This window comes from Dactylosporangium sp. NPDC048998, from assembly GCF_043197855.1.
Lineage (GTDB): Bacteria > Actinomycetota > Actinomycetes > Mycobacteriales > Micromonosporaceae > Dactylosporangium.
The window spans coordinates 45,800-71,288 of record NZ_JBICTV010000027.1; the positions used below are offsets into that span (position 1 = coordinate 45,800).

Below are 25,489 nucleotides of genomic sequence, written 5' to 3' on the forward strand. Positions count from 1 at the left end.
CCCGCCCAAACGGCGTTGTCCGGCGATAACTGTGCGACCCAACCGTAACAGCGAGAGATCGACCGACGCAAGATTTATTATTGATGTACATGAATCAGCAACGCTGTTACCATTGGCCCGCGCCCGCCCGGTGAGCCGGCAGGAGGAAGGACGTCGACGTGCTGGAATCGGCCTTCGGCACGTCCGATGTCCGCACGAGATGGACCCCCTGGCACCGCGATCCGGCCGCGCTCGCCAGGTCGGGACGGATCCCGGTGTACTGCCTGCCCCACGCCGGCGGATCGGCCTCGGTGTTCCTGCCCTGGTCGAAGGCCGACGACCAGCCCGACCTGGTATTCGTGCCGGTCGAACTGCCCGGGCGCGGCACCCGCCTCTTCGACAACCCACTGTCCACGATGGACCGTGTCACCGACGAGCTGCTCACGGTGCTCGCCACGCGCCCGCCGGGACGCCCCTTCGTGTTGCTCGGGCACAGCATGGGCGCGCAGATCGCCTACGAGACCGCGCGTCGCCTCACCGCGGCCGGCTCCGCCCCGCTCTGCCTGGCCGTGTCCGGCTGCCGGCCGCCCGGCTCGCCACGGCACCACATCCACGACCTCCCGGCGGACGAGCTCATCTCCTGGCTCGAACGACTCGGTGGCACCCCGGCCGAGGTGCTGGCGCACCGGGAACTCATGGAGCGGTTGTTGCCGGTGATGCGCGCCGACCTCGGCCTGCTGGCGGACTACACCGACACCGTCGAGGCCACCCCGCTGGGCTGTCCCCTGCTGGCACTGGGCGGGACCGAGGACCGGATGGCGGAGCCGGCGTGGATCGCCGGATGGCAGCGGCTCACCACGGCCCGGTTCGCCCTGCGCATCTTCGCCGGCGACCACTTCTTCCTCTACCGGCACGCAACGCCGGCGCGGGCCGAGCTCGCCGCCTGCGTGCGCACCGCCCTCGAGGACAAGCTCAGTCAATGAGGCGACGGCCCATCGCACGCACCGCCAGCAGCCAGGCCGCCGCCGTGCCCAGCACCAGGACCGCGCCGTGTCCGAGGTCTGCCGCGTGCACGGCGCCGTGGGCCGCGTGCCGGATCAGCTGCATGCAGTGGTAGACGGGGTTCAACGCCACCAGCGTGCCCGCCCAGCCCTGGAGTCTGTCGACCGGGAAGAACACTCCCGCCGCGAGCACGAGCGGGGTCAGCACGCCGGAGACGATCAGCCGCAGCCAGTCGATGGCCGGCACGAGGCAGGACACCCACATGCCGGCCAACGCGAAGCCGAAGCCCGCAACCAGCCCGATCAGCGGCACCAGCGCCAGTTGCGGGTGCACCGGCAGGCCGAGGGCCACGGTCACCAGCAGCGGCGCGCAGCCGTACAGGCAGGATTTCACCGCGATCCAGCTCGCCTCGGCGGTGACCACTTCCCAGGCGTCCACCGGATGGCTCAGCAGCGCCTCGTAGACGCGCTGGAACGCCCGCCGGTTGAACGTCTCGAACATGCCCGTGAAGACCGAGGAGAACAGCACCGAGGTGAGGACCATGCCCAGGCCCAGGAATTGCGGGTAGGAACGGCCGTCGACCGAGCTGACCAGGGCGCCGAAGCCGATGCCGAACCCGGCCAGGTAGACGAGCGGCTCGACCAGCGAGCCGAAGGTCACGGCCGGCCAGTACCGGCGGAACAGCAGCAGCTCGCGCAGCCAGACCGCACGCAGTGCCGGCAACAGGGCCGGCGTGCGCTCGATCCGGGCGATGCCGACCGGCTCCGTCACCGCCACCGAGTTCTCAGCCAAAGAGCTCACCGGTCAGCTCCACGAAGACGTCCTCCAGGGTGGTGCGTCGCAGTACGTCCGGTGGGCCGATCTCGCGCCGCAGCCCCTCCGGCATCCGCTCCGCGCGCAGCAGCGACACCGAAAGGCCGGTCCGGCGGTACGGCTGCCCCGCGACGGACGCGGCCGCCTCGACCGCGGCCCGCCTGCTACGGTCGCCCTGGTACTCGGCGGCCTGCGCGCCGACGTGCTGCTGCAACAGGGCGGTCGGTGCGCCCCGGGCGATGACCTGGCCGGCGAAGAGCACCGCCACCTCGTCGGCGAGCCGCTCGGCTTCCTCGATGTAGTGGGTGGACATCACGACGGTGGTACCACCGGCGCGCAGCCCGTCCAGGATCTCCCACAGATCCTGCCGGGCCTGCGGGTCCAGGCCCACCGTCGGCTCGTCCAGCAGCAGCAGCCGGGGTGCGGCAACGATGCCCCGGGCGAGCAGCAGCCGCCGGCGCATGCCGCCGGAGAGCTCGCGCACGCGGGTGTCGGCTCGCTGAGTGAGCCGGACGACGTCCAGCGCCCGTGCGACCGCCCCGCGCTGAGCCGGGCGTGGCACGGTGGTCAGCCGGACGAACACGTCGAGGTTCTCCCGGGCGGTCAGGTCCTCGTCCAGGCTGTCGTGTTGATGCACCACGCCGGTCAGGGACCGCACCCGCCTCCCCTGGGCCGGCATCGGCTGGCCGAGTACCTCGACCTCGCCCTGATCGGCGCGGCTCTGCCCGGTCAGCAATCGCATGGTGGTCGACTTGCCGGCCCCGTTGGGGCCGAGCAGCCCGAGGAAGCCGCCCGCGACGACCTCGAGGTCGACGCCGCCGACCGCGACGACGTCGCCGTAGCGCTTGTGCACCCCGCGCAGCCGCACCGCCGGACGGTCCGCCGGCACGCCCCTCACCGGCCCGGCCCCGCGGCCAGTGCCGGCGCGCCGCCGATCGCCACGTCGACGTCGGTGCCTGCCGCGTACAGCACGTAGCGGTGGGGGGCCGTCGCGGTCCGCCGGTCGTCGAGCAGCGCCATGCAGGCGTCGTGCACCTCCTGCGGCGTCCTGGCCCGCTGGGGCGCCACCACGTGCGCGGCGATCTCCACCCGGTCGCCGTCGTGCCACTCCGCCACCACCCGCACGTCCGCCGGCTGCACCGCGTCGCGGACCAGCTGCTCCACCGCCGGCAGGTGGGTCCAGCACCCTTCGATCAGGACCCATCCCGCGCCCCGTTCCGGCGGGGTGAGACCGGTGGCCGCGCGCAGTTCGGTCAACGTGGACTCGCGCAGCGCGGCCACCAGCACCGCCTCGACGCCCTCCACCAACCGGCGGGCGATCTCCGGGGGGTGCAGGGTCGTGTCCGTCATGATCGATAGCCGGGCCCAGCCTGGCTCTTCGTCGTCGGCGAGGACCAGGTAACCGGTCATCCGCTCCCGTTCCAGCCAGCTGCTCCAGGCGAACGAGGAGTCGGCCCGGGCGGCGGCGATCTCCTCCGGCGAGTCCTCCCCCGCCGCCTCCAGGCCTGCCCGCACACGGGTGTCGTTGTAGAACGTGGAGACGTCGATGGCCACGCCGCGCCGGTGGCCGACCTCGGCGACCAGCTCCTCCAGCCGGCGGGTGTCGTGCAGCCCGCGCTGGTACGCGGACAGTGCGCCGGCCCCGGCACTCCGCACGACCTGGGTGAACGTCGGACCGGACAGGTCGACGTCGGTCCACACGATCTGCGTGATGTTCCCGACGGCGTGTTCGAGGCGCGGATCGACGCGGTTGCTGGCGATCAGTCCGAGGGCGCACCGTTCGACGCCGGCGCGGTGACCGAGCACCACGGCGGTCGCCGCAAGCGCCACGGCCGCAGTACTCGTACGGTACCGCCGGGCGAGCACCGCCAAGGCCGCGGGCAGCGCCCGGGAACGCAGGTCGCCGGACCAGAACCGCGCGGGCTCGGCGGGCGGGATCCGGTCCATGGCGAGCTGGGTTCTCGGCAGCACCTCGATGGCGGCCTGCCAGCGCCGCATCGAACGGGACAACGCCTCGCGTCCGGCCGGGGACGCCTCGAACTCGGCCTGTTCGAACGGTTGCCACCGCGGCGGCGGCAGGGAGGCACCGTCGGGAGCCTCCAGCAGTCCGGACAGCTCAGCGCGCATCACGCGGGCACCGGTCAGGTCGGCGGCGATGTGCGAGACTGTGAACGCGACCGCCAGCGGTACCCCGTCGACCTCGGCGACGACGACCCGCAGCGGCAACTGGCAGGTCAGGTCGAAGCGGGTCTCGGTGAGCTCGTGCTGGACCAGCCGGTAGAGCTCGTTGACCTGGCCCGCGGTGACCGAGAACAACTCCACGTCGAGCGTCTCGTCCGGGGCCAGGTACTGCCAGAGCTCTCCGTCGCCTGCGACCTGGTAACGGGTCCGCAACGACTCGTGGCGGGAGAACAGTTCGCCGACGCAGGCAAGGACCTCGGCGCGGGTCCGCCCCTGCGGGACCGGGGCCATCTGCAGCATGTTGTGACGCTGGGTTTCCGGATATAGCCAGGCCAGCACGTCCCACATCGACCGCTGGCCGCAGGTGGCCGGCCGCCGGCCGGTGCGCGCGACGCGCGCGGGCACCGGGCAGCGGATGCACGTCAGGGTCTCACGCATGCCGGACTCCGACCACGCACGCCCGAAGGCGGTCGGGTCGTCCCGTGTCTTCGCGCTGGGGAAACCGCCGCATGATCGCCACCCCTGCCGGCCGCGTGCGCCGCCAACCATCCCGGCGACCGCTCTGTCGCGCCACCTGACCGCGGATGAATCTCGACCTCGGTTGCCGTTGTCACGCGCCCACAGAGGTGGCCGGCGGCCGGTCGATCGCGGCCTGCCGGACGACGCCAGCCTAACAGCATAAGATTCCTAGATTCAAATCTATCTTTCAATGGCGCGATGGCCGGCGTGCCGGCGCTCGCGTCCGCTCCCCCTTCGATGAGGCGCGCCTCGAGCCGGTCCAGGCCGAGCCGTCCGGCGAGGTCCATCTTCCTTCTCGGCGTTCTCGAGGGTGTTGCGGCAGTGGGGCTGGCGGGGTCCGGAGAAATGGAAGGTCTCTTTACAGTTAGGCAAGTTTGCGATATGAAAAAAGTCCGCCAATTCGATCAGGGTCCATCTCCCCCCACACCCCTCAGGAGTACCTCATGGACAGACGACGATCGGCGTACCTACGCCGGGTCCTCGTCGCGGCCGCCACCGCCGTGCTCGGCACCGTCATCCTCGTCCCGGGCGTCGCCGCCGCCGCGGGCACGGGGGCGATCACCGGCTACGGCGGCAAGTGCGTCGATGTCGCGGCCGCCAACAGCGCGAACGGCACCCAGGTGCAGCTGTACACGTGCAACGGCACCAACGCGCAGACCTGGACCGTGGGCACCGACGGCACGATCCGTGCCCTCGGCAAGTGCCTCGACGTCTCCGGCGGATCGACGGCCAACGGCGCCAAGGTGCAGATCTGGGACTGCAACGGCACCGGCGCCCAGCAGTGGGTCGCCAACTCGGCCAAAGACATCGTCAACCCGCAGTCCAACAAGTGCCTCGACGCCACCGGCCCCAGCTCGGCCGACGGCACCCCACTGCAGATCTGGGACTGCTCCGGCGGCGCCAACCAGAAGTGGAACGTCCCCAGCGGCAGTGGCGGCGGTGGCGGCGGTGGCTCAGGTGTCATGGGCGCGCCGTACTACTACAACGGCTGGGGCAACCCGCCGAACATCGGCACCGTGATGAGCGCGACCGGGATCAAGCAGATCACCATGGCGTTCATGCTTTCCGGCGGCGGCTGCGTGCCGAAGTGGGACAGCTCCCGCGCGCTGACCGGCGGCGTCGACCAGGCGACCATCAACGCCGTGCGTGCCGCCGGCGGTGACGTCGAGATCTCCTTCGGCGGCTGGAGCGGCAACAAGCTCGGCCCGAACTGCTCCTCCGCCAGCGCGCTGGCCGGCGCGTACCAGCAGGTGATCAGCGCGTACGGCCTGAAGTACATCGACATCGACATCGAGAACACCGACGAGTTCGAGAACGCGACCGTCCAGGACCGCATTCTCGGCGCGCTGAAGATCGTCAAGCAGAACAACCCGGGCATCAAGACGATCGTCACCTTCGGCACGTCCACGAGCGGCCCGAGCTCCTGGGGCACCCGCCTGATCAACCAGGCCGCCGCGCTCGGGGCGAACATCGACGTCTTCACCATCATGCCGTTCGACTTCGGCGGCGGTGCCGACATGTACGGCAACACCGTCAACGCCGCCAACGGCCTGAAGAACCAGCTCAAGACGGCGTTCGGCTGGTCCGACGCCACGGCGTACGCCCACGTCGGCATCTCCGGCATGAACGGCTACTCCGACCAGTCCGAGATCACCACGACGGCGATCTGGACCAACATCCGCAACTGGGCGAACGCGAACCACATCGCCCGGCTCGCGTTCTGGTCGGTCAACCGTGACCGCGGGTGCGCCGGCGGCGGCATCCAGGAAACCTGCTCCGGCATCGCCCAGTCCGACTGGGCCTTCACCCAGATCACGGCCGGCTTCACCGGCTGACCCGCTCCGTCCGGGTCCCGTGCGGCGCAGCGCGCCGCACGGGACCGCTGATGCGTCAGGACTGCAAGCGCCCCACCAGCGTTTGCAGACGACCAGCGGCGCTGACGAGGTTCTGGGCGGCCGCGTCGACCTCGGTGACCGCCGTGCTGGCGCGCGCTCAGCCGACGTCGCCGAACCACCGGGGTAGCTGGCGGAGCAGGTCCCGCTGGTCGTCGCCGACCCACGCCACGTGGCCGTCCGGGCGCAGCAGCGCGGCCGGCACCTCCAGTTCCTCGCTGACGTCCACGACATGGTCGACCCGGTCGGCCCAACCGGCCACCGAGAGCCGGCCGGTCTGGTCGAGCAGCAGCCCGCGGCCGCCGTGCATCAGCGCGTAGAGGCGGCCCCGCTGCAGCCCGACGTCCCGCAGCCGGCGGCCGACGAGCGGGTGCCCGTCGCCGAAGTCGTAGCGGATCCCGATCGCCGTGATCTTCTCGATCAGGTACCGCCTCACCTCCTCGAAGTCCATGAGCTCCGACACCAGCCGGTGCACCGACCGGGGACCCGGCTCGGGCGAGGTCAGTACGGCCTGGGCGCGGGTGTTGTCCAGCACGTCGGCGGCCACCGGGTGCCGTTCGGTCTGGTAGCTGTCCAGCAGACCGTCGGGCGCCCAGCCGCCGACCTCGGCGGCCAGTTTCCAGCCGAGGTTGAACGCGTCCTGGATGCCGAGGTTGAGGCCCTGCCCACCGATCGGCGGGTGGATGTGCGCCGCGTCGCCGGCCAGCAGCACCCGGCCGGACCGGTACCGCTCGGCCTGCCGGGTGGCGTCGTCGAAGCGGGTCAGCCGGCGCGGCGAGTGCACGCCGAAGTCGGTGCCGGCCAGCGCCCGCAGCCGCTCCTTGAATTGCTCGAGGGTGGGCGGCGCCGGGCGGTCGTCGGCCACCTCCTCGGTGCGCACGACGAAGCCGTACACCCCCTCCGCGTGAGGCGCCGGGCCGAACCGCAGGCGCGGCGACTGGGCCACGGCGGCCAGGGCCTCCGGCGACGCTCCCACCTCCAGCTCGCCCAGCAGCCACTCGATGCTGGCAGGCTCGCCGGGGAAGCCGATGCCGAGCAGCTTGCGCACCGTGCTGCGACCGCCGTCGCAGCCGACGAGGAAGCGCGCACGCAGCCGCGTACCGTCGGCAAGTTCGGCGGTTACCCCGTCGTCGTCCTGGCTCAGCCCGACCAGTTCGCTGCCGCGCCGGATCTCGGCGCCGACCTCCACGGCGTGCTCGGTCAGCAGCCGCTCGGTGAGGTTCTGCGGGATGCCGAGGATGTACGGGTGCGCGGTGTCCAGCCGCTCGGGCGCGGGCTTGTTGATGCCGGCGAACCCGCCGAGCGGGTATTGCCTGCCGAGCGCGAGGAACCGCTCCAGCAGGCCCCGCTGGTCCAGCACCTCGATGCTGCGCACGTGCAGGCCCAGCCCCCGGGCATGGCCGCTCGGTTCCGCCTCCCTCTCCAGCACGACCACGGCCACGCCGTGCAACCGCAACTCACTCGCCAGCATCATGCCGGTCGGTCCGCCGCCGGCAATGATCACGTCAACCATGACACCCCCACGTCTCGGCCGACGATTCTGCGCCCCGACCCGGGTCTTGCCGCAAGCCCCCGGGTGCGCTATATCTTGAAAGTGGCAGGGGGTAGCGTTTTCCTGCCTTTGTTGCCTCTATGGTGGACCGATGCCGTCGGTCAAGCAGATCCAAGTCACCTTCGACTGCACAGAACCTGAGCGCGTCGCTCGTTTCTGGTGCGAGGTGTTGGGGTACGTCGTACCGCCGCCACCGGAGGGGTTTGCTACTTGGGACGATTTCGATCGCGCGCTGCCGCCTGAGCATCAGGGTTCAGCGTTCGCATGCATTGATCCCTCAGGTGTGGGCCCGCGACTGTTCTTCCAGCGCGTTCCCGAAGGCAAGGTCGTCAAGAACCGGCTGCATCTTGACGTGCGGGTCGGCACCGGGCTCGTGGGTGAAGAGCGCCTGGCCGCACTTGAGGCCGAATGCGCACGACTGGTCGCGCTCGGCGCGGTACGCGTGCGACTCCTGCTTGCCGATGGCGTCAACGAGTCGTGCCTCGTGATGCAGGACATCGAGGGCAACGAGTTCTGTCTCGACTGAGTGGCCACGAGAACCACCGCTCGGTGTCCACGAGCCCGAATCCAGCGGTGATCGGCGCGGCCGAATTACGAGAGCGGCTGCCAGAGCTCGATGCGGTTGCCCTCGGGGTCGGTGACCCAGCCGAAGCGGCCGTAGGACTCCTCCATCACCTCGTCGTCGACGGCCGCGCCGGCTGCCCTGAGCTGGGCGAGCATCGCGTCAAGGTCGCGGACCCGGAAGTTGACCATCGACTGCTGGTCGGTGCGGCCGAAGTATTCGGTGTCGGCCTCGAAGGGGGCGAACACCGTGGGGCCCGCCTCCTGCTGCCACGGCTCGTCGGTGGCCGGGTAGACGGCAAGGCCGAGATTGTTCTGATACCACTGGGCAAGACCCATCGGGTCCCTGGCCCGGAAGAAGAGGCCACCCAGGCCCAGCACTTTCTCCATGCCGCCGAGTCTAGACCGCAGGACCAGTGGCGCGGCTGGCCGTGACGGATCCGCGGCACAGCCCGGTCTCGATGGCCGCCACCGACCGCGTCGTCGTGCGGACCGACCCGTCGGCGGCGCTGCCCCCGGCGGGCTGAACCCGCAACGCCATCCCAATGTGGTGTCCGGAATGCCGGAACCGGGCCCGACGGCCTCCTCCCTCGGGTCCGGCGGCTCAGCCTTGAGGACCGATCATCGGCACCTAAGACGGAGGCATCCGGGTCAGCGCGCCGGTCACCGTAATGCCATGATCCTCTTGCTGTCCGATCCACGGGTATCCGCCGTTCCTGTCCGCGACGTCGATGAGCCCCTTGTTATCCTCGATCCCGGATTTGGACCCGGCAAAGCCCTGGTGCGCCGCGAGTTGGCTACCCGGCTGGAGTCCGCGTCGGCGGCCCTGCCCTCGGGGATCCACCTGCGCGTGGTGGAGGGCTATCGGCCGGCGCACCGGCAGCAGGCGATCATCGAGCGCTACTCGGCCGAGATCCGTGCCACCCGGCCTGGCATCGGCGAGCCGGACCTGCACATCCTCACCAGCCGATACGTCGCACCGCTCGCGGTGGCGCCCCACGTGGCCGGCGCGGCTGTCGATGTGACCCTGGTCGACTCGGCGGGACGGGAACTCGACCTGGGAACCGCGATCGATGCCACCCCGGAGGAGTCCGGCGGCCGCTGCTACTTCGCCGCGGACGGGATCAGCCGCGAGGCGCGGGCCAACCGGGACCTGCTCGCCCGGGTGCTGTGCCGGGAAGGGCTGGTCAACTATCCCACCGAGTGGTGGCACTACTCCTATGGCGACCGCTACTGGGCGCTGGCCACCGGTTCCGCTGCCGCGTTGTACGGCCCGGTGTTGCGATGAGCTTGCTGGCGTTACGGCCGCAGGCGATCCTTGAGGTCGACCTGGGCGCGGTCACCGCCAACGTGCGCACCATCAAATCTCGTACGGCCGGCGAACTGATGGCTGTGGTCAAAGCCGACGGCTTCGGCCACGGCCAGATCGACGTCGCGCATGCCGCCCTCGCCGGCGGCGCGACCCGCTTGGGCGTCACCAGCATCGACGAGGCTCGGCCGCTGCGCGCTGCGGGCCTGACCCAGCGGATCCTGAGCTGGCTCAACCCGCTGGATGCCGACTTCGCCGCGGCGGTAAGGCTGGACATCGAACTCGGCGTTCCAGGCCTGGACCACCTGCACACGATTGCCGGTACCGCTCCAGGGGCTCGCATCCACCTGCAACTGGACACCGGCATGGGCCGTGACGGCGCCGAACCCGCCCGGTGGGACCGGCTCTGCCGTGCCGCCCGGCAGGCCGAGCGGCTAGGCCTCGTACGCGTCGTCGGAATCATGGGCCACCTGCCCTGCGCCGACCAGCCCGGCCACGCCGCGAACGCGTCGGGCCGTGACCGGTTCACCTGGGGTCTGCGGGTGGCCCGGGCCGCGGACCTGCGCCCGGCCGACCACCACCTCGCCGCTACGGCCGCCACACTCAGCGATCCGCTGTCGCACCACACCATGAGCCGTATCGGCGCGGGCCTGGTGGGCATCGACGAGTCGGGCACGGTACGGCTGCGGCCCGCCCTGACGTTGACCGCCCCGCTGGTGACCATCCGCAGCGTCCCGGCCGGCACTGCGGTGGGCTACGGGCACACCTGGACGGCCAGGCGAGCGACCCGGCTGGGCCTGATCCCGGTCGGCTACGCCGACGGCCTTCCCTGGCTGGCCTCGGGCCGTGCCGAGGTCTGGGTCGGCGGCACGCGCCGCCCGGTGGCCGGCCGGATCTCCATGGACATGACCGTCGTCGATCTCGGCCCCGATACCACGGTATCCGTTGGCGACCCCGTAACCGTCTTCGGCCCGGGCGACCACGGCGAGCCGACCACAGCGCAATGGGCCGGCTGGGCCGAAACCCTCGAACACGAGATCGTCACGGGCCTCAGCGCCCGGCTGCACCGAAGGAGCGCCTCATGACCCCCACCCGCGTCGCCGTGATCGGCGGCGGCCGCAACTGCGAACACGGCGTGTCCCTCGCCTCGGCCGCCGCGGTGGCCGACACCCTGGAACAGGCGGGCTACCACACCGTTCGCCTCACCATCGATCCCGCCGGCGTCTGGCGCGACCGGGAGGACCGCCCGATCGGTCTGGCCGGGGCGGTTCACGCCCTGCGTTCCTGCGCGGTGGCTTTCCCGGTACTGCACGGTCCGCACGGTGAGGACGGCACTTTGGCGGCGCTGTGCGACCTGGCCGACGTACCGTGGGTGGGATCACCGCTGGGCGCCGGCGCGCTGGCGATGGACAAGTGGGCTACCAAACTCGTCGCCGGCGCGCTCGGCATCGCCACGGCGCCCGGCCAGTTGCTCACGCGCGCCAACGCGCACTCGTACACCTTCACTCACCCGGTCGTGGTCAAACCCGTCGCCGCCGGATCCAGTTACGGGGTCACCCTGGTACGTGAAGCGGCCGGGCTCGGCCCGGCCCTGGACGCCGCGTTCGCCCACGACGACCGGATCCTGGTGGAGGATCTCGTGAGCGGCCGTGAGATCGACGTGGCGGTGCTGGGCCGCCCCGACGGGTCGCGTGTCGTGGCGCCGGCGCTGGAGATCGTCGTACCCGACGGGGAGATCTTCGACCATGCCGCCAAGTACGGCGGCTCGCCGGACTTCCTCATCCCGGCCCCGCTGGACGAGGTGGCCCGCAGGGACCTCGAACAGGCGGCGGCGAACATGTATGACGCGCTGGGTTGCGGCGGGGTCGCCCGGGTCGACTTCTTCCTCACCGATCAGGGGCCGGTCCTCAACGAGGTGAACACGACGCCAGGCTTCACCGCGCAGTCGCAGGTGCCCAGAATGTTCGCCGCGACCGGAATGTCCTTTGATGCCCTGCTCGATCTGCTGGTGCGCGATGCGCTGCCGGCCTGAACCCGCGTGGCGATCATCACCTACTTTGCAGGTCAAGCCCTACGGATGGTTGCCTTGGGTGACGTGCCCCCACCCACCTGGATGACCGGATGAGCGAAACGGGCTGGCGCCCATGGTTGCCCGAGGCGATCGCGGCGTTCATGGTGCTCGCGATCGGCTTCACCGAGGCCGTCCTGACATGGGCGATGACGGGTGGCCGGACGGAAGGCTTCGTGCAGGCGCTGGCCGTCGCGTTCGCGGTTGGGATGTGCCGCCGGGCGCCGGACGCGGCGCTCGGACTGGTATGGGGGCTGGGCCTGTTCCACGTGCTGAGCGGTGCGCCGGTCATGCTGATCGAGTTCACGTTGACCGCCGTGTTCTTCGGCGGCGCGCGGTGGGGCCGCCCGCCGACCGTGGTGATCAGCGCGCTTTCCGTGCCGCTGGCCGTGGTCGTGGCGTTCGTCCTGCAAAAGGGCAACATTGTCAGCCTCCACCTCCTGCTGGGCGGGTCGAAGCTGGGCGCCGTGGTACGCCAGGAGCCGACTGTGCAGCTGACCCTGTCGCTGATCGGGTTGCTGGTCGTCGCCGCTCCCTGGCCGGCCGGGCTGGTGATGCGGTTGCTCGAACGGGCGAGCACCTCGCGGGCCTCGATGCTCGCGGCGGAGGAGGCCGCCGCCGGGGCACGGCGCGAGACGGGACATGCCCGTGAAATCGCTCATCTGCGCGATCAGCAGACCCGCCTGGCCCGTGACGTCCACGATGTCGTCGGCCACTCGCTCGCGGTGATCCTGGCGCAGGCCGAGTCGGGGCAGTACCTGGACGACACCGTGAAGCTGAAGAAGACCCTGCAGACGATCGCCACCTCGGCGCGCTCGTCCCTGCAGGATGTACGGCAGGTGCTCTCCTCGACCCAGGACACGGCCACGGTGCGTGGTGATGCGGACCGGTTCGGCGCTCTGATCGCCGGGGTGCGCGGCAGCGGACACGAGATCGTCGCGACCGAGCTGGGCACACCGCGTCAGCTGCCGCGGGAGGCCGCGGCGGTGGCCTACCGGGTCTTCCAGGAAATGCTCACCAACGCCATCAAGCACGGCCGGCGGGACCAGCCCATTACGGCCGAGCGGCACTGGCCGTCCGCGCAACCGGCCGGCGGCGTCGCCGACACCTTGCGCATCGAGGTGACCAACATGACCGAAGCCTCCGGTACCGAGGACTCCGGTCACGACGGCACCCTCGCCGGACGTGGCCTGGACGGCATGCGGCGCCGGCTCGAAGCGATCGGCGGCCACCTCGACGTGCGCCGCCGCGAGCAACCCGCCGGCACCACCTTCACCGTGACCGCGTTCGTGCCCGTGCGAGGCGGCGCGTGATGAGCGACGAGATCACCGTGCTGCTCGTCGACGATCAGGAGCTCTTCCGCGAAGGAGTACGGGTCATCATCGACGCCCAGGAAGGCATGCGCGTGGTCGGCGCGGCCGGCGACGGGGTGGAGGCGGTCCGCCTTGTCGAGGAGTTAGGGCCCGACGTCGTACTGATGGACATCCGGATGCCGCAGATGGACGGCGTCGAGGCGTCCAGGCAGATCTTCACACCCGAGCGGGTCGCCCGGCGGACCAAGCCTGTCCGCGTGATCGTGCTGACCACCTTCAACCTCGACGACCGGGCCGCCACCGCGATCCGCCACGGCGCCAGCGGCTTCCTGCTCAAGGACACCACGCCGCTGATGCTGCGCGACGCGATCCGCACCGTCCATGGCGGCAACGCCGTACTCGCCCCGCAGGACCTGGCCACTTTGCTGGACAGGCAGTTCCAGGCCGAGGTAACACCGCCGGCGGCGTTCCTTGGGCTCACCGACAAGGAACGTGAGGTGTTCACCGCCGTGGCCCGCGGTCTGTCCAATGCGGAGATCGCCGGCACGGTGTTCGCCAGCGAGTCCACGGTCAAAACCCATGTGGGCGCCATCCTGCGCAAGCTGGCGCTGCGCGACCGGGTGCAGATCGTCGTGTTCGCCCACGAGCACGGGCTGGTCTGAGCGACCGGGCAGGCGGCAGCCGCCGATCACGCGGTGTCGGCGGAGAGCGACTTCATCGTGACGTAGCTGGTCACCGCGGCCACGCCGGGCAGGCCGGCCAGGCGGTTGGCGTGGAAGTCCTCGTAGGCGGGCAGGTCGGCGACCTCGACGTGCAGCAGGTAGTCGTAGTTGCCGGTGACGTGGTGGCAGTACACCACTTCGGGCAGTCGGATGACCGCACGCTCGAACGCGACCACATCCGCGCGGGCGTGCCGCACCAGCCGGACACCGGCGAACACCCGCAGGCTGCGGCCGACTGCGGCGGGATCGATCAGCGCTCGGTAACCGCGGATCACCCCGGTTTCCTCCAGCCGGCGCACGCGCCGCAGGCAGGGCGATGGCGACAGGCCGACCTGGGTGGCGAGTTCAGCGTTGCTGATCCGGCCATGCTGCTCGAGCACGGCCAGTATCGACCGGTCCACGTCGTCCATGTTGGCAGATTATTGCGCAGCGGCTATGACTAGCACAATCACATACCTCAGTGGATGCGCTACTTGCTGCCAAAGTTGCCGAGATCGGTTCGCGTCAGCGTGCCGGTCGGCCACACTTGTGCCGGCATGTCCGGTGGTCCAGCAAAAGGAGGAACCATGTCCGGCAGCAGCACGGTTGCCGTTCACGCCGATCGCGATGTCCATCGCGGCCGCGCGGTGGCGCCGCCGATCTACCAGACTGCGACGTTCTGGGCGGGGGATGCGGAGCAGTTCGCGCAGGCCGCCGTCGACCGGCGGAGCCAGGGCTTCTACACCCGCTATGGGAACCCGAACCATGCGCAGGTCGCGGCCGTAGTCGCGGAATTGGAGCGTGCCGAGGCGGCAATGGTCACCGCTTCCGGGATGGCGGCGCTCACCACCGCCGTGCTGGCTCTGGTGTCGGCCGGTGACCACGTGATCGGGCAGAAGTCCACCTACGGAGGCACGGCGTCGGTGTTGCTGAACCTGCTGCCACGGCTGGGCGTATCGATCACCCAGGTGGACCAGACCGACCCGGAGGCGTTCGAAAAGGCGCTGACCCCGCAGACCCGCCTGATTCTGGTGGAATCGCCGAGCAATCCGCTGCTGCAGATCACCGACCTGCGCGCCGTGGCAGACCTCGCCCGCGCGCATGACGTGCTGACCGTGGCGGACAACACCTTCGCCACTCCGGTGAACCAGCGACCGACAGACTTCGGCATCGATCTGGTCTGGCACAGCGCGACCAAGTACCTCAACGGCCATTCCGACGTGTCCGCCGGGGTGCTGGCCGGGCCGGCGGAGATCCTGGACCAGATCTGGGATGTCGCCGTGCTCACCGGCGCCGTGCTCGGCCCGTTCGATGCGTGGTTGCTGCTACGCGGCCTGCGCACCCTGCCGCTGCGTATGGCACGGCACAACGTCAACGGCCAGGCGCTCGCGGAGGCGCTGCAGGACCATCCAGCCGTGGCCCGGGTGCACTATCCCGGCCTGGCGACGCACCCGCAGCACGCGTTGGCGGGCAGCCAGATGAGCGGTTTCGGCGGGGTACTCGGCGTTGAGCTCGCCGGCGGTTTCGAGGCGGCCGACGCGTTCCTCGGCCGGCTGCGCTACGCCCGCCGGGCCGCCAGCCTCGGCGGCGTGGAATCTCTGGCCGTGCATCCGGCGTCCATGTGGCGCGGGATGCTCAGCGAGGAACAGATCGCCGAGTCTGGGGTTCCGCTGGGCCTGGTCCGGCTGGCCGCGGGCACGGAGGACACGGCCGACCTGGTTGCCGACGCGCTCGCCGCGGCCGACGCGGTGGTCGCGGCAGCGGCGAGCGCCTGATGAGGACCCTGCTCACTGGCGGCACCGTGGTCAGCATGGACCCGGCTGTCGGCGATCTCGACCGCGGCGACGTGCTGCTCGAAGACGGCGTGATCGTCGAGGTGGCCGAGCGAATCGACGCGCCGGACGCGGAGCGTCCGGTCTGCACTTTCCGGGGACGGCCTGGTCACCATGGCGTTGGGGCTGCGCGGGCCGGAAATGACCACAATGGACACCGTCGCCGAGGACCTGCAGCTGGCGGCCGATCTCGGGCTGCGGACCAGCGTGCACATCGAATCCGGCGGGGCCGGCGGCCGCCCGATCGCCGAGCTCCTTGAGCACGGCCTGCTGTCCGACACCACGACTTTCGTGCACGCCAACGGGATCGGCGACGACGAGCTACGGATGCTCGCCCACGCCGGCAGTTCGGTCTCGATCAGCCCGGACGTCGAGCTGAAGATGGGTTTCGGCTGGCCGGAGACCGGCCGCATGCTCGCCGCCGGCCTGCGTCCGACGCTGTCCATCGACGACTGCCCGTCAGCCGGCGGCGACATGTTCGCCACCATGCGCACCGCCTACGCGGTGCAGCGCGGCCTGGACGGCAGCCTGCGCTCCCGGGACGTGCTGGAGTTCGCCACCGTCGACGGCGCCCGGGCGTGCGGGCTTGCCGCCCGAACGGGCAGCATCACGCCCGGCAAAGACGCCGACGTGATCCTGCTGCGCGCCGACGACCTGACCGTGTTCCCGGCCGGCACGATCGTCGCCGCCGGCCATCCCGGCCTGGTCGACACGGTTCTCGTCGCTGGCCGCGTGGTCAAACGCGACGGCCGGCTGGTGGACGTGGACCTGCCGGCGCTGCAGACCCGACTGGTGGAATCGCGCAACCGGATCGCCGCGGCCGCCGGCATTCCGCTCGACGGAACCTGGCATCCCCGGCCAGAATCGGAGTAACCGCGCCTGCTCGAAACCTGCGGATGAACGTCGGGAGGCGTACCCTCCCGAACGATTCCGGCCGCCTCGGCTACACCGACGCCGAACCGTACCCCACCGCGGCACCCGACCCCATGATCTACCTACAACGCCCGGCCAACCCGTAGTTCACTGGATTGGGGCGGCTTTGGTGTCAGGCGCATTCCGTCGCCTGCGACCAGACCACCTGCCAAGGCGAACCCGTGTCCACCCTGCGATAGCAGTCTGTATGCCAGCACTCGAGCGGGCCGGGCTCCTGGCCGCGGACGTGAATCTCGATGGTTGACCGGTATCGCAGTACCGCCAGATTTCCGTCCACCATCACCTCGACATCGGAAACTGCTTCGAACTTCCGGTAGTCGATCTCTCCCGACACGACCCCACCGATATACTGCGCCTTTGACCACGTGCCGCCGCTGGGATGGACCAACACGAAGTCAGAGGCATGCATCTCGTTCAGGATGTCTGCATCCACGTCAACCAACGCGCGTAGACGACGCTTTTCAAGATCTTTGAGGACTTCCGTCATCGCGGACATAGCGACGAGGTTAGCTCGATCATCGTCGTTCCAGTACTGAAGGGCAGCGATCTACCAAAGTGCCGCACTCGTCCGCCCGGGCACCGAACGGAGTCCGTCAGGTTGACGTGACGTCAGGTTGATCTGACGGAAGATGGACGCGTGGTCACACCGGACGAGGTGGAGCGGCGGTTCACGTTGCTGACTGCGGCGGCACGGTTCGACGAGCCGCGCCGCCGGGACGCACTGGCGCCGCCCGGGTCGGAGGACCCGTACCCGCAGGCGGTGCCGTTGAGCCGGGACGAGGCGCTGGAACTGCTCGCCTGTGCAGGCTGACCTGGAGCGGACGTGGATTACCGCGAGGACGGACGCGCAGACCCGCTGGCGAACCCGGCGGACGCGCAGAGGATCAGCGCGCCGAATCTTCGCCAAGTCGGGGTGCCGGGGCCAGAGCCGGCTACTGAACCTGCCCCAGCCGGTCGCCGTGCTCGCGAATCGCGCACGGGATGAGCACCGCCGCCGACGCCGATCTGGTCGTGCGCCTGTCCCAGGAGAGCACCATGTCGGTCACTCTCCGCACCCCCGTGCATGTGCAGCACCTGTCGACGGGTTCGACCTCGTAGTGCCCCGGCCTGGTATTGAGTGCCCCCGTGGCGAGCCGACACACCACACGACGTTCCCCGACCAACCGGTGCGGTCGGGGAACGTCGCTGGTGTTGGGCGTACACCGTGACCCCGCCGACCGATATGCTCGGCGAGCCGATCGCCTGGCATATCGCCGGAGGCGACCACGAAAGTTCTTGCGAACTTGATCTAGATTCGTTGATGCGTTCAACACTCTGGGCAGCGCCGGCGCCATTACAGTACAACCGACAACTCGGTGTCCAAAAGATCTTGACGGATTCCGTGCTGCCACTTGTCGTCCTCAGCGACACTCATAGCCGTGGATCGGCGGATTCAAGCACTGATTGTCGCGGCGCTGCTAGCGTCCATCGCTGCCGTCGTGTGGATGTTCCGTGGTCACGCGGCCAATGAGGGGCTGGTCGGCAATGCGAACGTTATCGGCGGGCTAGCTGGCGTCGCGGCGCTGATCGTAGCGCTGTTGACGCTGTGGCCACGCAAAGCCGGCCAGACTGACGCCGTCAGCAGGCCCGCGGCCGAGCAGCGGCAGGCCGCCGCCGAATACCTGGCCCGCGAAACGCTGCGCTACTGGCAGCAGCAGGCCAAGGACCGGCGTATCGTCACCCCGTCGCCGGCGGCAGTGGCGTGGCGGTGGGCCGACCAGAACGTCGCCGTGCCGGCCGGACAGCTGCAGTCCAAGCTGCTCACCGAAGGCGTCGTTACTGAGCTGCGCGAGCAGTTGTACGGGCAGCTTCCCGACCCGGCGCGGGTTGTCATCCTCGGCGGCCCTGGTGCCGGGAAGACGACGGCGATGCTGCTCCTGCTGATCGACATCCTGCGTGCACGCGAGCCGGGCAGCACCGAGCCGGTGCCGGTATGGCTCACCCTCGGCGGATGGAACCCCGACACGACCTCGTTGCAGGAATGGGCCGCGGCCACCCTCAAGCGCACCTATCCCGGTCTCGAAGCCGCCGAGCGCGGCGGGCCCGGCACCGCCCAACGGCTCATTCTGGCCGACCATGTCGCGCTGTTCCTTGATGGCCTCGACGAAATGCCGCCGGCCATGCGGGCAACCGCGCTGACGAAGCTCGACCGGGATGCGGCTGGGCTGCGGCTGGTGCTGACCAGCCGACCCGAGGAATATCGGTCCGCCGTCGAGCATGGCCGACTTTGGGGGGCGGCGGTTATCGACGTCCTGCCGGTGGACGTCGACCACGCCCGGGCGTTCCTGCTTGCCGAACAACTCGGTGACCGCCACCAGGCGTGGCGGCACGTGACGGACTACCTGAAGGTAAATCCCGACAGCGTTGCTGCCCGTACGCTGACGTCCCCGCTTGCGCTGACCCTTGCCCGCGACGCCTATGCCCGGTCTGACCCCGCGGATCTGCTAAACAGCGACTCCCACCCAACGCCGGATGCCCTCCTAAGGCACTTGCTCGTCCGATCCGTCTTCTTCGCCTATCCCGATCGGGCTGAGCGTCTGTACGCTGCGGAGTGGTTGTCCTTGATCGCCTCCTGTCTTGACGGCGGCCGGGATCTGCGTTGGTGGGACATCTCTACCTGGGCGCCCCTCAAGCAACGAGTCGTATTTTTCGGGTTGTTGGGACCCGTGATTGGGCTCGCGGTGGGGCTGGCAGTGGCGCTGGTGGTCGGGCTCGCGGTCGGGCTCGCGGTGGGGGTGGTGGTCGGGCTCGCGGTCGGGCTTTGGGCCTTGCCCGAGTGGGAGAGCGAACCGAAATCCCTCGTCGTGCGCTGGCCCGACCCCAGGGAAATCCGTGAGGCGGCCAAATCCTGGGCCCAGTCCGTCCTCGGGCTCGTGCTCGTGGTCATGCTCGCGTGGGGGTTCGCTGCCGGGCTCATGGTCGGGCTCGTGGCCGTGCTCGTGGCCACGCTCGTGGCCGTGCTCATGTTTGCGCTCACGGGCGGGATAACTCTTGGGTGGTGGGGCATGCTCGGATTCGGGCTCGCTGGCGGACTCACGGTCGGGCTCGGGGGCGGGCTCGGGCTCGGGCTCGGATTGGGGTTCGTTGGCGGGCTCGTAGTCGATCTCGTGGACAGCCTGCTGACTCTGTGGGGCACCCCACTGGCAACCACAGGGGCGGCGACTCCGATAGAGGTCTACCGCTCAGATCGCAAACGGACCGGTTCAGTTGGGCTCGTCGCCGGGCTGGTTGGCGGGCTCGTCGTCGGGCTCGGGAGCGGCCTCAGCGTCGGACTCGGGCTCGGGCTCGTTAGCGGGCTTGCAGCCATGCTTGCGGGTGTGCTCATATTCGGGCGGGGACCAGCCCTGGAATTGACTATGGTTGAACTGATCTGGGCGTTGCGCGGCCAGCGCGTAAGGTTCATCGCATTGCTCCAGACCGCACTCGACAGGCAGGTGCTGCGGCAGGCCGGCCCTGTGTACCAATTCCGCCACGCCGCCCTGCAGGATCTGCTCGCCAACCCAGTTGAGCTGGCCGCACGCGATCAGCCCTCGCCGTCAAGATCCGCGGGGACGCTCACCTCCAAACCATCCAACGACCAAGGCAACGCGATCGGGGAAAGCACTCCCGAGACGTAATGAGCTCAGTTCATCCTGACGTTTGTCCTGGTCGGCCTCTGGTTTGACAGGGAGGCTTGATCGGATCTTGCCCTGCTCAGGTGCTTGATCATCCTGGTATAGCTCGCGGAAGTGTGGTGGTCTCACGCCGCGAACGGCTGGTGCTCGCGGTAGTAGACGGTCAGGACGGCCTTGATCATGCGGGTGCAGCGGTTGGGGCGGCAGCGCAGCTCGGTTGCAAGGACGCGGAACCACTTCAGCTGGGCGCTGCCGCGTAGGGCGGCGTGGAGTCGGTTGGCCGCCTGCTGGGCCGGGGTCAGTTGTCCGCCACGGGGACGGCGGAACCCGGTGGCGACGCCGTCGAGGCCGAGGTAGCCCAGGTCGTCGAGCAGCCCGAGCAGGTTAGAGATCTTGCTTGGAAGGTGGTGGCGGGCGGCGGTGATGTCGTTGGCCTTGCGGGGTAGGGCGGCCGAGGCCCACAGCAGCCGGCCGTCGGGGCGCAGATGGTCTGCACGTTCACCCCGTGCCGCTTGTGCTTGCCCGAGTAGTGGCGTTGGCGGCGGGCGAACACGACGGTGGGGACGTTGACGCCGTCGATGAGCAGGTACTCCCAGCCGGCCTTGCGGGCCAGGCGGACCACCCCGGACAGGCGGATGGCGCGGTCGGCGAGCAGCTCGATGCCTTCGTTGATGATGCGTCGGCAGGTGGCGGTGCTGATCGCGTTGGCGACGGCCAGCTCGGGATAGGTCAGGTTGGTGCGTAGGAACGCCAGCACGAGGGTGGCCTGGGTGGTGGGGTCGAGCTTGCGCCACCGGGAACGGACTTCCATCGCGGTGATCTTGTTGGCGAGCCGGTCACGGGTGGCGGCCGAGACCGCGGCGGCGGCGGCGGCGGCGGCGGCGGCGGCGGCGGCGGCGGCGGCGGCGGCGGCGGCGGCGGCGGCGGCGGCGGAGAAAGCAATGCAGAATCAGCAGTCCTGTCAAATCAAGGGATGACCTGCGACAACGCCACGATGCAACGGGTCATTGATAAGCACCGTCGGGCGCCGGCGGGTAGGGCTCGGTTCATCGGGGTCGCAAGGTGAGGGCACGGGCCGGGTTGGCGACGGTGATCGTCTCCCATGCGTCGTCGCTGATTCGCTGGGTGATGGTGTGGCGGAAGTGGTGGAGCAGGCCCGGCATACCGGGTCCGGATGTCACTGACCTCGCCGCCGCGGTTGTGGTGTCACCGCCGACGAGTACCTGGTGGAGGTGGTCGCGTGTGGCGAGGAGTTCGACGAGGGCTGGGGTGCGCCAGTCCGTGGGATGGTTCGCGCGGGACGGACCGTCGAAGCACAGGAACGCGCCACTGCTGGCCAGTTCGAGCAGGTAGCCGTTGTCGGGGTTGCGGCCGACGTGGCCGAGCACGGTCGAGGTTGACGGGACACTGTTTTTGCTCAGTTCCTCGAGGACCAGGTCGCCGGCCGAGCCGAGTTCGAGGTGGACCGCGACAGGTACGCCGGTGAGTGTGTGCGCCACCGCCGCGGCTTCGAGGGAGACGTGTTCGAACGTGTCGAGGTGGTGGTAGCCGGTACCGATCTTCACCAGTCCGCAAGGATGGGTCGTTGAGGTGATGTCGTCCACGATCAACCTGGCGAGGTCGTCAGCCGTTCGTCTGGCCTCCTCGGGATCGTGGTGGATGGCGCGATGTCGTCCGCTCGCCGCCACGATATGCAGTCCCGTCGCCGCGGCGATCGCGGCAAGATCGGCGCGACGTCTGCCGAGTCCGCGGGGTGTCCACTGGACGACGGTGCGGCCCCCGGCGGCGGCGAACGCCTGCGCCTCGGCTGTCGCGGCCTTCACGTCGTCGAGTTCCTGTCCGGGCAGCGCCGGCGTACGGAGGAATAGATGATCGTGAGAATTTGTGACGCCAAGCCGATCGGAGGTGATGTCGCCGAGTACGGTGCGTACCGACGTCGGACGATTCACTGCTGGTCCGGTTCGCTGATGTGCAACACGGTGAAGAGCGTGGCGTCAGCCGGCATCGTCGCGCGATCGAGTCCGGCGACCATCGTGAACTCGATCGCCTGCCAAGTCGTCGGATCGATGCCTGCGAAGGCGAGGTGAGTTCCCGGATGTTGGGCTCGGGCGCCCACCGCTGCTTTCAGCGCCTCCGCCACCGTGACGAGATCGGCGGCCTGGTCGATCACCTCAGTTCGTAACCACGCGTGGGTGACGGCTGATCTTCCGCACCCGCCCACACCGAGCGCGGCCGGCACCCAGGTCTGCACTTGCGGTCGGCCGAAGTCGCGCACGATGCCGTCGAAACCTTGGGCGCCCCACAGGAATTCGGCCGCGGCGCTGCTGTCCGCCCACAGGTAGAAGGGTGCGTACTGGTTCACCTGCGACCCGTCGACACCTACCTCACGGATGCAGTACGCCTTGCACCGAAGACCTCTGCGATTGTCGAGCGCGCCGCCTCTCGTTCGCACCCGTGTCCGAATGATCTCCATGTCGTAGTCGGTTGGCAGCGCGATGGGGTATCGCATCAACAGCTGTCCTTGTCTCACCGCTTCGCCTCCCACGGGTTGCCGTCGACTTGCTCCAGCCAACGCACGGAGTCGCTGCCTGGCGTCTCGGTCTGGACGGCGACGTGGGTCATCGTGGACTGTGGAGCGGCGCCGTGCCAGTGCTCCTCGCCCGGGTCGGTCCACGCCGACACGCCGGGCCGCAGTTCGATGAGGTGGCCGTCGCGCGTGCCGACATAGCCGTAGCCGTCGATGCAGATCAGCAGCTGACCCCGCTCGTGCGCGTGCCACGCGGTGCGCCCGCCGGCGTCAAAGCGCACGACGTAGGCGTGCAACTGCGGGTCCTCCGGTGGAGCGAGGTGCAGCCCGGAGACCGAGCCGGTGAAGCGCGACCCGTTCGGAAGATCGCTCAGCGTGGCGTCGATCCGCCTCATGGGGCTTCCTTCCTTCGGATGTGTTCGAGCATCGCGACGGCGCCGCGGACGGCACGGTCGAACGGCGCAGGATCGCCGGCCGCGCGGGCCAGCACGTAGCCGCCCTGCACGACGGCGAGCACGGTGTCCGCGAGCTCGGCAGGTTGCACACTGCCGTCGAATTCGTCGTTGTTCACACCGTCACGGATGACGGCCACGATGTGTCCCCGCAGCTGGTCGAACGTGGTGGCGACCACGTGCTGCAGGACTGCGGACCCAAGGACCTCGGCGTCGCCGGTCATCCGTCCCACCGGACACCCACGCAGGACTTCGCGTTGGCGCAGCAGATACGCCTTCAAACGCTCGAACGCGGAACCGTCGCCGGCCAGGTCCGCCTCGGCCCGCGCGAGCAGCTGTTGCGCGGTGTCCCGCATCGCCGCAGCGGCCAGGTCTTCCTTACCGGCGAAATGGTGATACATGCTGCCCTGCCCGGCGCCCGCCCTGTCGAGGATCGCGCGCGGGCTGGTCGCCGCATAGCCGCGTTCCCAGAGAAGTTCCCGGGTGCTTTCGATCAGATGATCGCGGGTGGTGCCACCAGCTCTCGGCATGTGTACATACTAGTAGTTACAATGGGGTCGGACAACTCCCCCTCTGCCCTGCGATCGTCTGTTACGGACCCGGGGCCAGTCGGGCTTCAATCAACCGGGCGACGACCCGTGCGGCGTGGGCAGCGCGTGGTGGGTCGAACGACTCAGTGGGTCCGCTGGCCGTCACCGCACCGACGAGTCGTGTGCGTTGGCGGATGGGTACGGCGACACCGGTCAGGCCGGTCTGGAACTCGCCGCGATCGATAGCGTAGCCACGGCGCCTCGTCGCATGCAGTTCCCGCAGCAGGAGTGGGCGGCTGGTGATGGTCGAAGGCGTGCGGGCGGTGAGGGCGCTTCGGTCGAGGATACTGTCGACCAGCTCGGGAGGGCTGAACGCGAGCATGGCCTTGCCCGCTCCTGTGCAGTGCGGTGGGAAGCGCCCGGCGACGCGGGTATCGAGTCGGGGACGGTGGCGGGCATCGATCTTGAGCAGGTAGATCACGGTGTCGCCGTCCAGAACGGCGAGCTGAACCGTCCAGCCCAGCGCGCCGTGTAGGTCGAGCAAGTACGGGCCCGCGACGTCGAGCAGGGTGAGGCCGGCCTGAGCGGCCTGAGTACCGAACTCGAAGAGCCGCAACCCCAGGCGCAAACCCGCAGGTCCCTCGGCGAGCATGCGCTCCGCGACGAGCCTCGCGACGATCCGGTTGCATGTCGCTTGGGGCAAACCGGTTGCTCGGGCGAGGTCGCGGCGATTGGTGATGCCGGCCTCCGCGACGGCGTCGAGCAGCGTCAAGACACGACCGATCATCGACGACGCCGCGTCGCGACTCATTGAGTGATTCTCGCATCGCCAGGGCGTCGTGCCGACCCATAGGGTCACGGCCCGACACGCTTCACCACAGGAGGATTGACATGCAGGTATCTGACGGTGGCACCCGCGGTATCGCTACGACGCTCGACGTGACCGGCGGACGCTGAACAGCGGTGACCAGCCGCCACCGCCCACCGGAAAGACCCGGACGATGATGAACTCGGACGCCGCCACGCTGGTCAGCCTTGCTGGCACGGCGCTGAACGCGGTCTATGCCTGGCCTCAGGTCACCAGGGCGCTGCGCACCGTGGCGGGTCTCTCGCTGGGCACGGTGTTTGCCGGCTACATGTCCCGACTCGCCTGGGCTTGCTACGCGGTGGTTCGCCACGACCTTGGCCTGCTGGCTGGGCAGATTCCACCGCTCGCGGCTTTCCTCACGTTGACGGTGATCTTGAGCCGTCAGCAATCGGCGCTGCGGACCCGGGCGTCAATCTCATTCGGGCTGCTCAGCGTCGCGATGCTCGGCACGGCTCACTATCTGCCGCTACTGACCGTCGTAGCCGTGACGAGCGCAGCGCTCACCGCCGTGCCGCAACTGCTCGCCCCGCGAACGGAGGAGGGCGTGGCCGGGGTGTCGGCACGCATGTACGTCCTCGCTGCCGCCGCCAGCGCCTTCTGGCTCACCTACGGGCTCCTCGTCGGGGACCCAATAGTCTGCCTGCCCCACGTCCTGGCCCTTCCGACCAGCATCCTCGTCGCCATCCGGACCGCACGCATCCGCAGAAGCACGACGCCGGGTCCGCAATGATGGCGAGGTCGGCGGCCCAGGGCCCGTCGGCCTCGGCGTCGTGACCGGCGCTGGCGCGCGACCCGATCCTCACA

27 protein-coding genes are annotated in these 25,489 nt (G+C 69.5%); 14 read left to right on the forward strand and 13 right to left on the reverse strand.

What is annotated here, in order from left to right; genetic code table 11:
* Positions 1-158: 158 nt before the first annotated feature.
* Positions 159-962: a thioesterase II family protein gene (locus tag ACGFI8_RS37280; protein ID WP_392811877.1), complete on the forward strand. Its 804-nt coding sequence runs from the start codon at positions 159-161 to the stop codon at positions 960-962.
* On the opposite strand, the gene ACGFI8_RS37285 is transcribed toward ACGFI8_RS37280, so the two are convergent.
* The 3 genes from ACGFI8_RS37285 to ACGFI8_RS37295 are packed head-to-tail and all read right to left on the reverse strand — an operon-like array spanning position 952 to position 4,413.
* On the reverse strand, positions 952-1,782 hold the full coding sequence (locus ACGFI8_RS37285) for an ABC transporter permease (protein ID WP_392811878.1): 831 nt from the start codon (positions 1,780-1,782) through the stop codon (positions 952-954). The genes ACGFI8_RS37280 and ACGFI8_RS37285 overlap by 11 nt on opposite strands.
* Positions 1,766-2,683 (reverse strand): ABC transporter ATP-binding protein, encoded by a 918-nt coding sequence (locus ACGFI8_RS37290; protein WP_392811880.1) that lies wholly within the window; start codon positions 2,681-2,683, stop codon positions 1,766-1,768. The genes ACGFI8_RS37285 and ACGFI8_RS37290 overlap by 17 nt, the downstream gene beginning before the upstream one ends.
* Positions 2,684-2,688: 5 nt before the next feature.
* Complete coding sequence (locus ACGFI8_RS37295) at positions 2,689-4,413, reverse strand: condensation domain-containing protein (protein ID WP_392811881.1); 1,725 nt, start codon at positions 4,411-4,413, stop codon at positions 2,689-2,691.
* Positions 4,414-4,937: 524 nt separating this feature from the next.
* Here ACGFI8_RS37295 and ACGFI8_RS37300 point away from each other — a divergent pair.
* On the forward strand, positions 4,938-6,329 hold the full coding sequence (locus tag ACGFI8_RS37300; RefSeq protein WP_392811882.1) for a ricin-type beta-trefoil lectin domain protein: 1,392 nt from the start codon (positions 4,938-4,940) through the stop codon (positions 6,327-6,329).
* Positions 6,330-6,486: 157 nt separating this feature from the next.
* Here ACGFI8_RS37300 and rox read toward each other — a convergent pair whose 3' ends face one another.
* Positions 6,487-7,899: a rifampin monooxygenase gene (rox, locus tag ACGFI8_RS37305; protein WP_392811884.1), complete on the reverse strand. Its 1,413-nt coding sequence runs from the start codon at positions 7,897-7,899 to the stop codon at positions 6,487-6,489.
* Positions 7,900-8,029: 130 nt separating this feature from the next.
* On the opposite strand from rox, the gene ACGFI8_RS37310 reads away from it, so the two are divergent.
* Complete coding sequence (locus ACGFI8_RS37310) at positions 8,030-8,464, forward strand: VOC family protein (RefSeq protein WP_392811886.1); 435 nt, start codon at positions 8,030-8,032, stop codon at positions 8,462-8,464.
* 65 nt (positions 8,465-8,529) lie between these two features.
* Here the strand turns inward: ACGFI8_RS37310 and ACGFI8_RS37315 are convergent, their stop codons facing one another.
* Entirely contained in the window at positions 8,530-8,889 is a 360-nt protein-coding gene (locus ACGFI8_RS37315) for a VOC family protein (protein WP_392811888.1), read from the reverse strand.
* A 286-nt stretch (positions 8,890-9,175) separates the two neighbouring features.
* On the opposite strand from ACGFI8_RS37315, the gene ACGFI8_RS37320 reads away from it, so the two are divergent.
* From ACGFI8_RS37320 to ACGFI8_RS37340, 5 genes are all read left to right on the forward strand, one after another.
* On the forward strand, positions 9,176-9,787 hold the full coding sequence (locus tag ACGFI8_RS37320; RefSeq protein WP_392811889.1) for a M15 family metallopeptidase: 612 nt from the start codon (positions 9,176-9,178) through the stop codon (positions 9,785-9,787).
* Positions 9,784-10,893, forward strand: coding sequence for an alanine racemase (gene alr / locus ACGFI8_RS37325; RefSeq protein ID WP_392811891.1), 1,110 nt, complete (start codon positions 9,784-9,786; stop codon positions 10,891-10,893). The genes ACGFI8_RS37320 and alr overlap by 4 nt, the downstream gene beginning before the upstream one ends.
* Entirely contained in the window at positions 10,890-11,840 is a 951-nt protein-coding gene (locus ACGFI8_RS37330; protein WP_392811893.1) for a D-alanine--D-alanine ligase, read from the forward strand. The genes alr and ACGFI8_RS37330 overlap by 4 nt, the downstream gene beginning before the upstream one ends.
* 89 nt (positions 11,841-11,929) lie before the next feature.
* Positions 11,930-13,189 carry a sensor histidine kinase gene (locus tag ACGFI8_RS37335; RefSeq protein WP_392811895.1) on the forward strand — a complete coding sequence of 420 codons (1,260 nt, stop codon included), beginning with the start codon at positions 11,930-11,932 and terminating at the stop codon, positions 13,187-13,189.
* A complete protein-coding gene (locus tag ACGFI8_RS37340) occupies positions 13,189-13,851 on the forward strand; it encodes a response regulator (RefSeq protein WP_392811897.1) in 663 nt (220 codons plus the stop codon). Before ACGFI8_RS37335 ends, ACGFI8_RS37340 begins: the two co-directional genes overlap by 1 nt.
* Positions 13,852-13,877: 26 nt before the next feature.
* Here the strand turns inward: ACGFI8_RS37340 and ACGFI8_RS37345 are convergent, their stop codons facing one another.
* Positions 13,878-14,321 (reverse strand): Lrp/AsnC family transcriptional regulator, encoded by a 444-nt coding sequence (locus ACGFI8_RS37345; protein ID WP_392811899.1) that lies wholly within the window; start codon positions 14,319-14,321, stop codon positions 13,878-13,880.
* A gap of 156 nt (positions 14,322-14,477) precedes the next feature.
* Between ACGFI8_RS37345 and ACGFI8_RS37350 the strand changes: the two genes are divergently transcribed.
* Together ACGFI8_RS37350 and ACGFI8_RS37355 are read left to right on the forward strand one after the other, a co-directional pair.
* On the forward strand, positions 14,478-15,665 hold the full coding sequence (locus ACGFI8_RS37350) for a trans-sulfuration enzyme family protein (protein ID WP_392811901.1): 1,188 nt from the start codon (positions 14,478-14,480) through the stop codon (positions 15,663-15,665).
* A 162-nt stretch (positions 15,666-15,827) separates the two neighbouring features.
* Positions 15,828-16,595, forward strand: a complete 768-nt coding sequence (locus tag ACGFI8_RS37355; protein WP_392811989.1) for an amidohydrolase family protein — start codon at positions 15,828-15,830, stop codon at positions 16,593-16,595.
* Between the two features lie 172 nt (positions 16,596-16,767).
* On the opposite strand, the gene ACGFI8_RS37360 is transcribed toward ACGFI8_RS37355, so the two are convergent.
* Positions 16,768-17,151, reverse strand: coding sequence for a nuclear transport factor 2 family protein (locus ACGFI8_RS37360; protein WP_392811903.1), 384 nt, complete (start codon positions 17,149-17,151; stop codon positions 16,768-16,770).
* A 141-nt stretch (positions 17,152-17,292) separates the two neighbouring features.
* On the opposite strand from ACGFI8_RS37360, the gene ACGFI8_RS37365 reads away from it, so the two are divergent.
* The gene (locus ACGFI8_RS37365; RefSeq protein WP_392811905.1) at positions 17,293-17,466 is read left to right on the forward strand and encodes a hypothetical protein; all 174 of its coding nucleotides are present in this window, start codon (positions 17,293-17,295) and stop codon (positions 17,464-17,466) included.
* 607 nt (positions 17,467-18,073) lie between these two features.
* Positions 18,074-20,311 carry an NACHT domain-containing protein gene (locus ACGFI8_RS37370; protein WP_392811907.1) on the forward strand — a complete coding sequence of 746 codons (2,238 nt, stop codon included), beginning with the start codon at positions 18,074-18,076 and terminating at the stop codon, positions 20,309-20,311.
* Positions 20,312-20,606: 295 nt separating this feature from the next.
* Here the strand turns inward: ACGFI8_RS37370 and ACGFI8_RS37375 are convergent, their stop codons facing one another.
* A complete protein-coding gene (locus tag ACGFI8_RS37375; RefSeq protein ID WP_392811909.1) occupies positions 20,607-21,119 on the reverse strand; it encodes a hypothetical protein in 513 nt (170 codons plus the stop codon).
* Positions 21,120-21,150: 31 nt separating this feature from the next.
* Between ACGFI8_RS37375 and ACGFI8_RS37380 the strand changes: the two genes are divergently transcribed.
* Positions 21,151-21,285 (forward strand): hypothetical protein, encoded by a 135-nt coding sequence (locus ACGFI8_RS37380; protein ID WP_392811910.1) that lies wholly within the window; start codon positions 21,151-21,153, stop codon positions 21,283-21,285.
* A gap of 69 nt (positions 21,286-21,354) precedes the next feature.
* On the opposite strand, the gene ACGFI8_RS37385 is transcribed toward ACGFI8_RS37380, so the two are convergent.
* From ACGFI8_RS37385 to ACGFI8_RS37405, 5 genes are all read right to left on the reverse strand, one after another.
* Complete coding sequence (locus ACGFI8_RS37385; RefSeq protein ID WP_392811912.1) at positions 21,355-22,257, reverse strand: hypothetical protein; 903 nt, start codon at positions 22,255-22,257, stop codon at positions 21,355-21,357.
* Positions 22,254-22,817, reverse strand: coding sequence for a DUF4865 family protein (locus tag ACGFI8_RS37390; RefSeq protein WP_392811914.1), 564 nt, complete (start codon positions 22,815-22,817; stop codon positions 22,254-22,256). Before ACGFI8_RS37390 ends, ACGFI8_RS37385 begins: the two co-directional genes overlap by 4 nt.
* 17 nt (positions 22,818-22,834) lie before the next feature.
* Complete coding sequence (locus ACGFI8_RS37395) at positions 22,835-23,230, reverse strand: cupin domain-containing protein (protein ID WP_392811916.1); 396 nt, start codon at positions 23,228-23,230, stop codon at positions 22,835-22,837.
* Positions 23,227-23,817: a TetR/AcrR family transcriptional regulator gene (locus tag ACGFI8_RS37400; RefSeq protein WP_392811918.1), complete on the reverse strand. Its 591-nt coding sequence runs from the start codon at positions 23,815-23,817 to the stop codon at positions 23,227-23,229. Before ACGFI8_RS37400 ends, ACGFI8_RS37395 begins: the two co-directional genes overlap by 4 nt.
* A gap of 61 nt (positions 23,818-23,878) precedes the next feature.
* The gene (locus tag ACGFI8_RS37405; RefSeq protein WP_392811920.1) at positions 23,879-24,628 is read right to left on the reverse strand and encodes an IclR family transcriptional regulator; all 750 of its coding nucleotides are present in this window, start codon (positions 24,626-24,628) and stop codon (positions 23,879-23,881) included.
* Positions 24,629-24,818: 190 nt separating this feature from the next.
* Between ACGFI8_RS37405 and ACGFI8_RS37410 the strand changes: the two genes are divergently transcribed.
* Positions 24,819-25,415, forward strand: a complete 597-nt coding sequence (locus ACGFI8_RS37410) for a hypothetical protein (RefSeq protein ID WP_392811922.1) — start codon at positions 24,819-24,821, stop codon at positions 25,413-25,415.
* Positions 25,416-25,489: the final 74 nt, after the last annotated feature.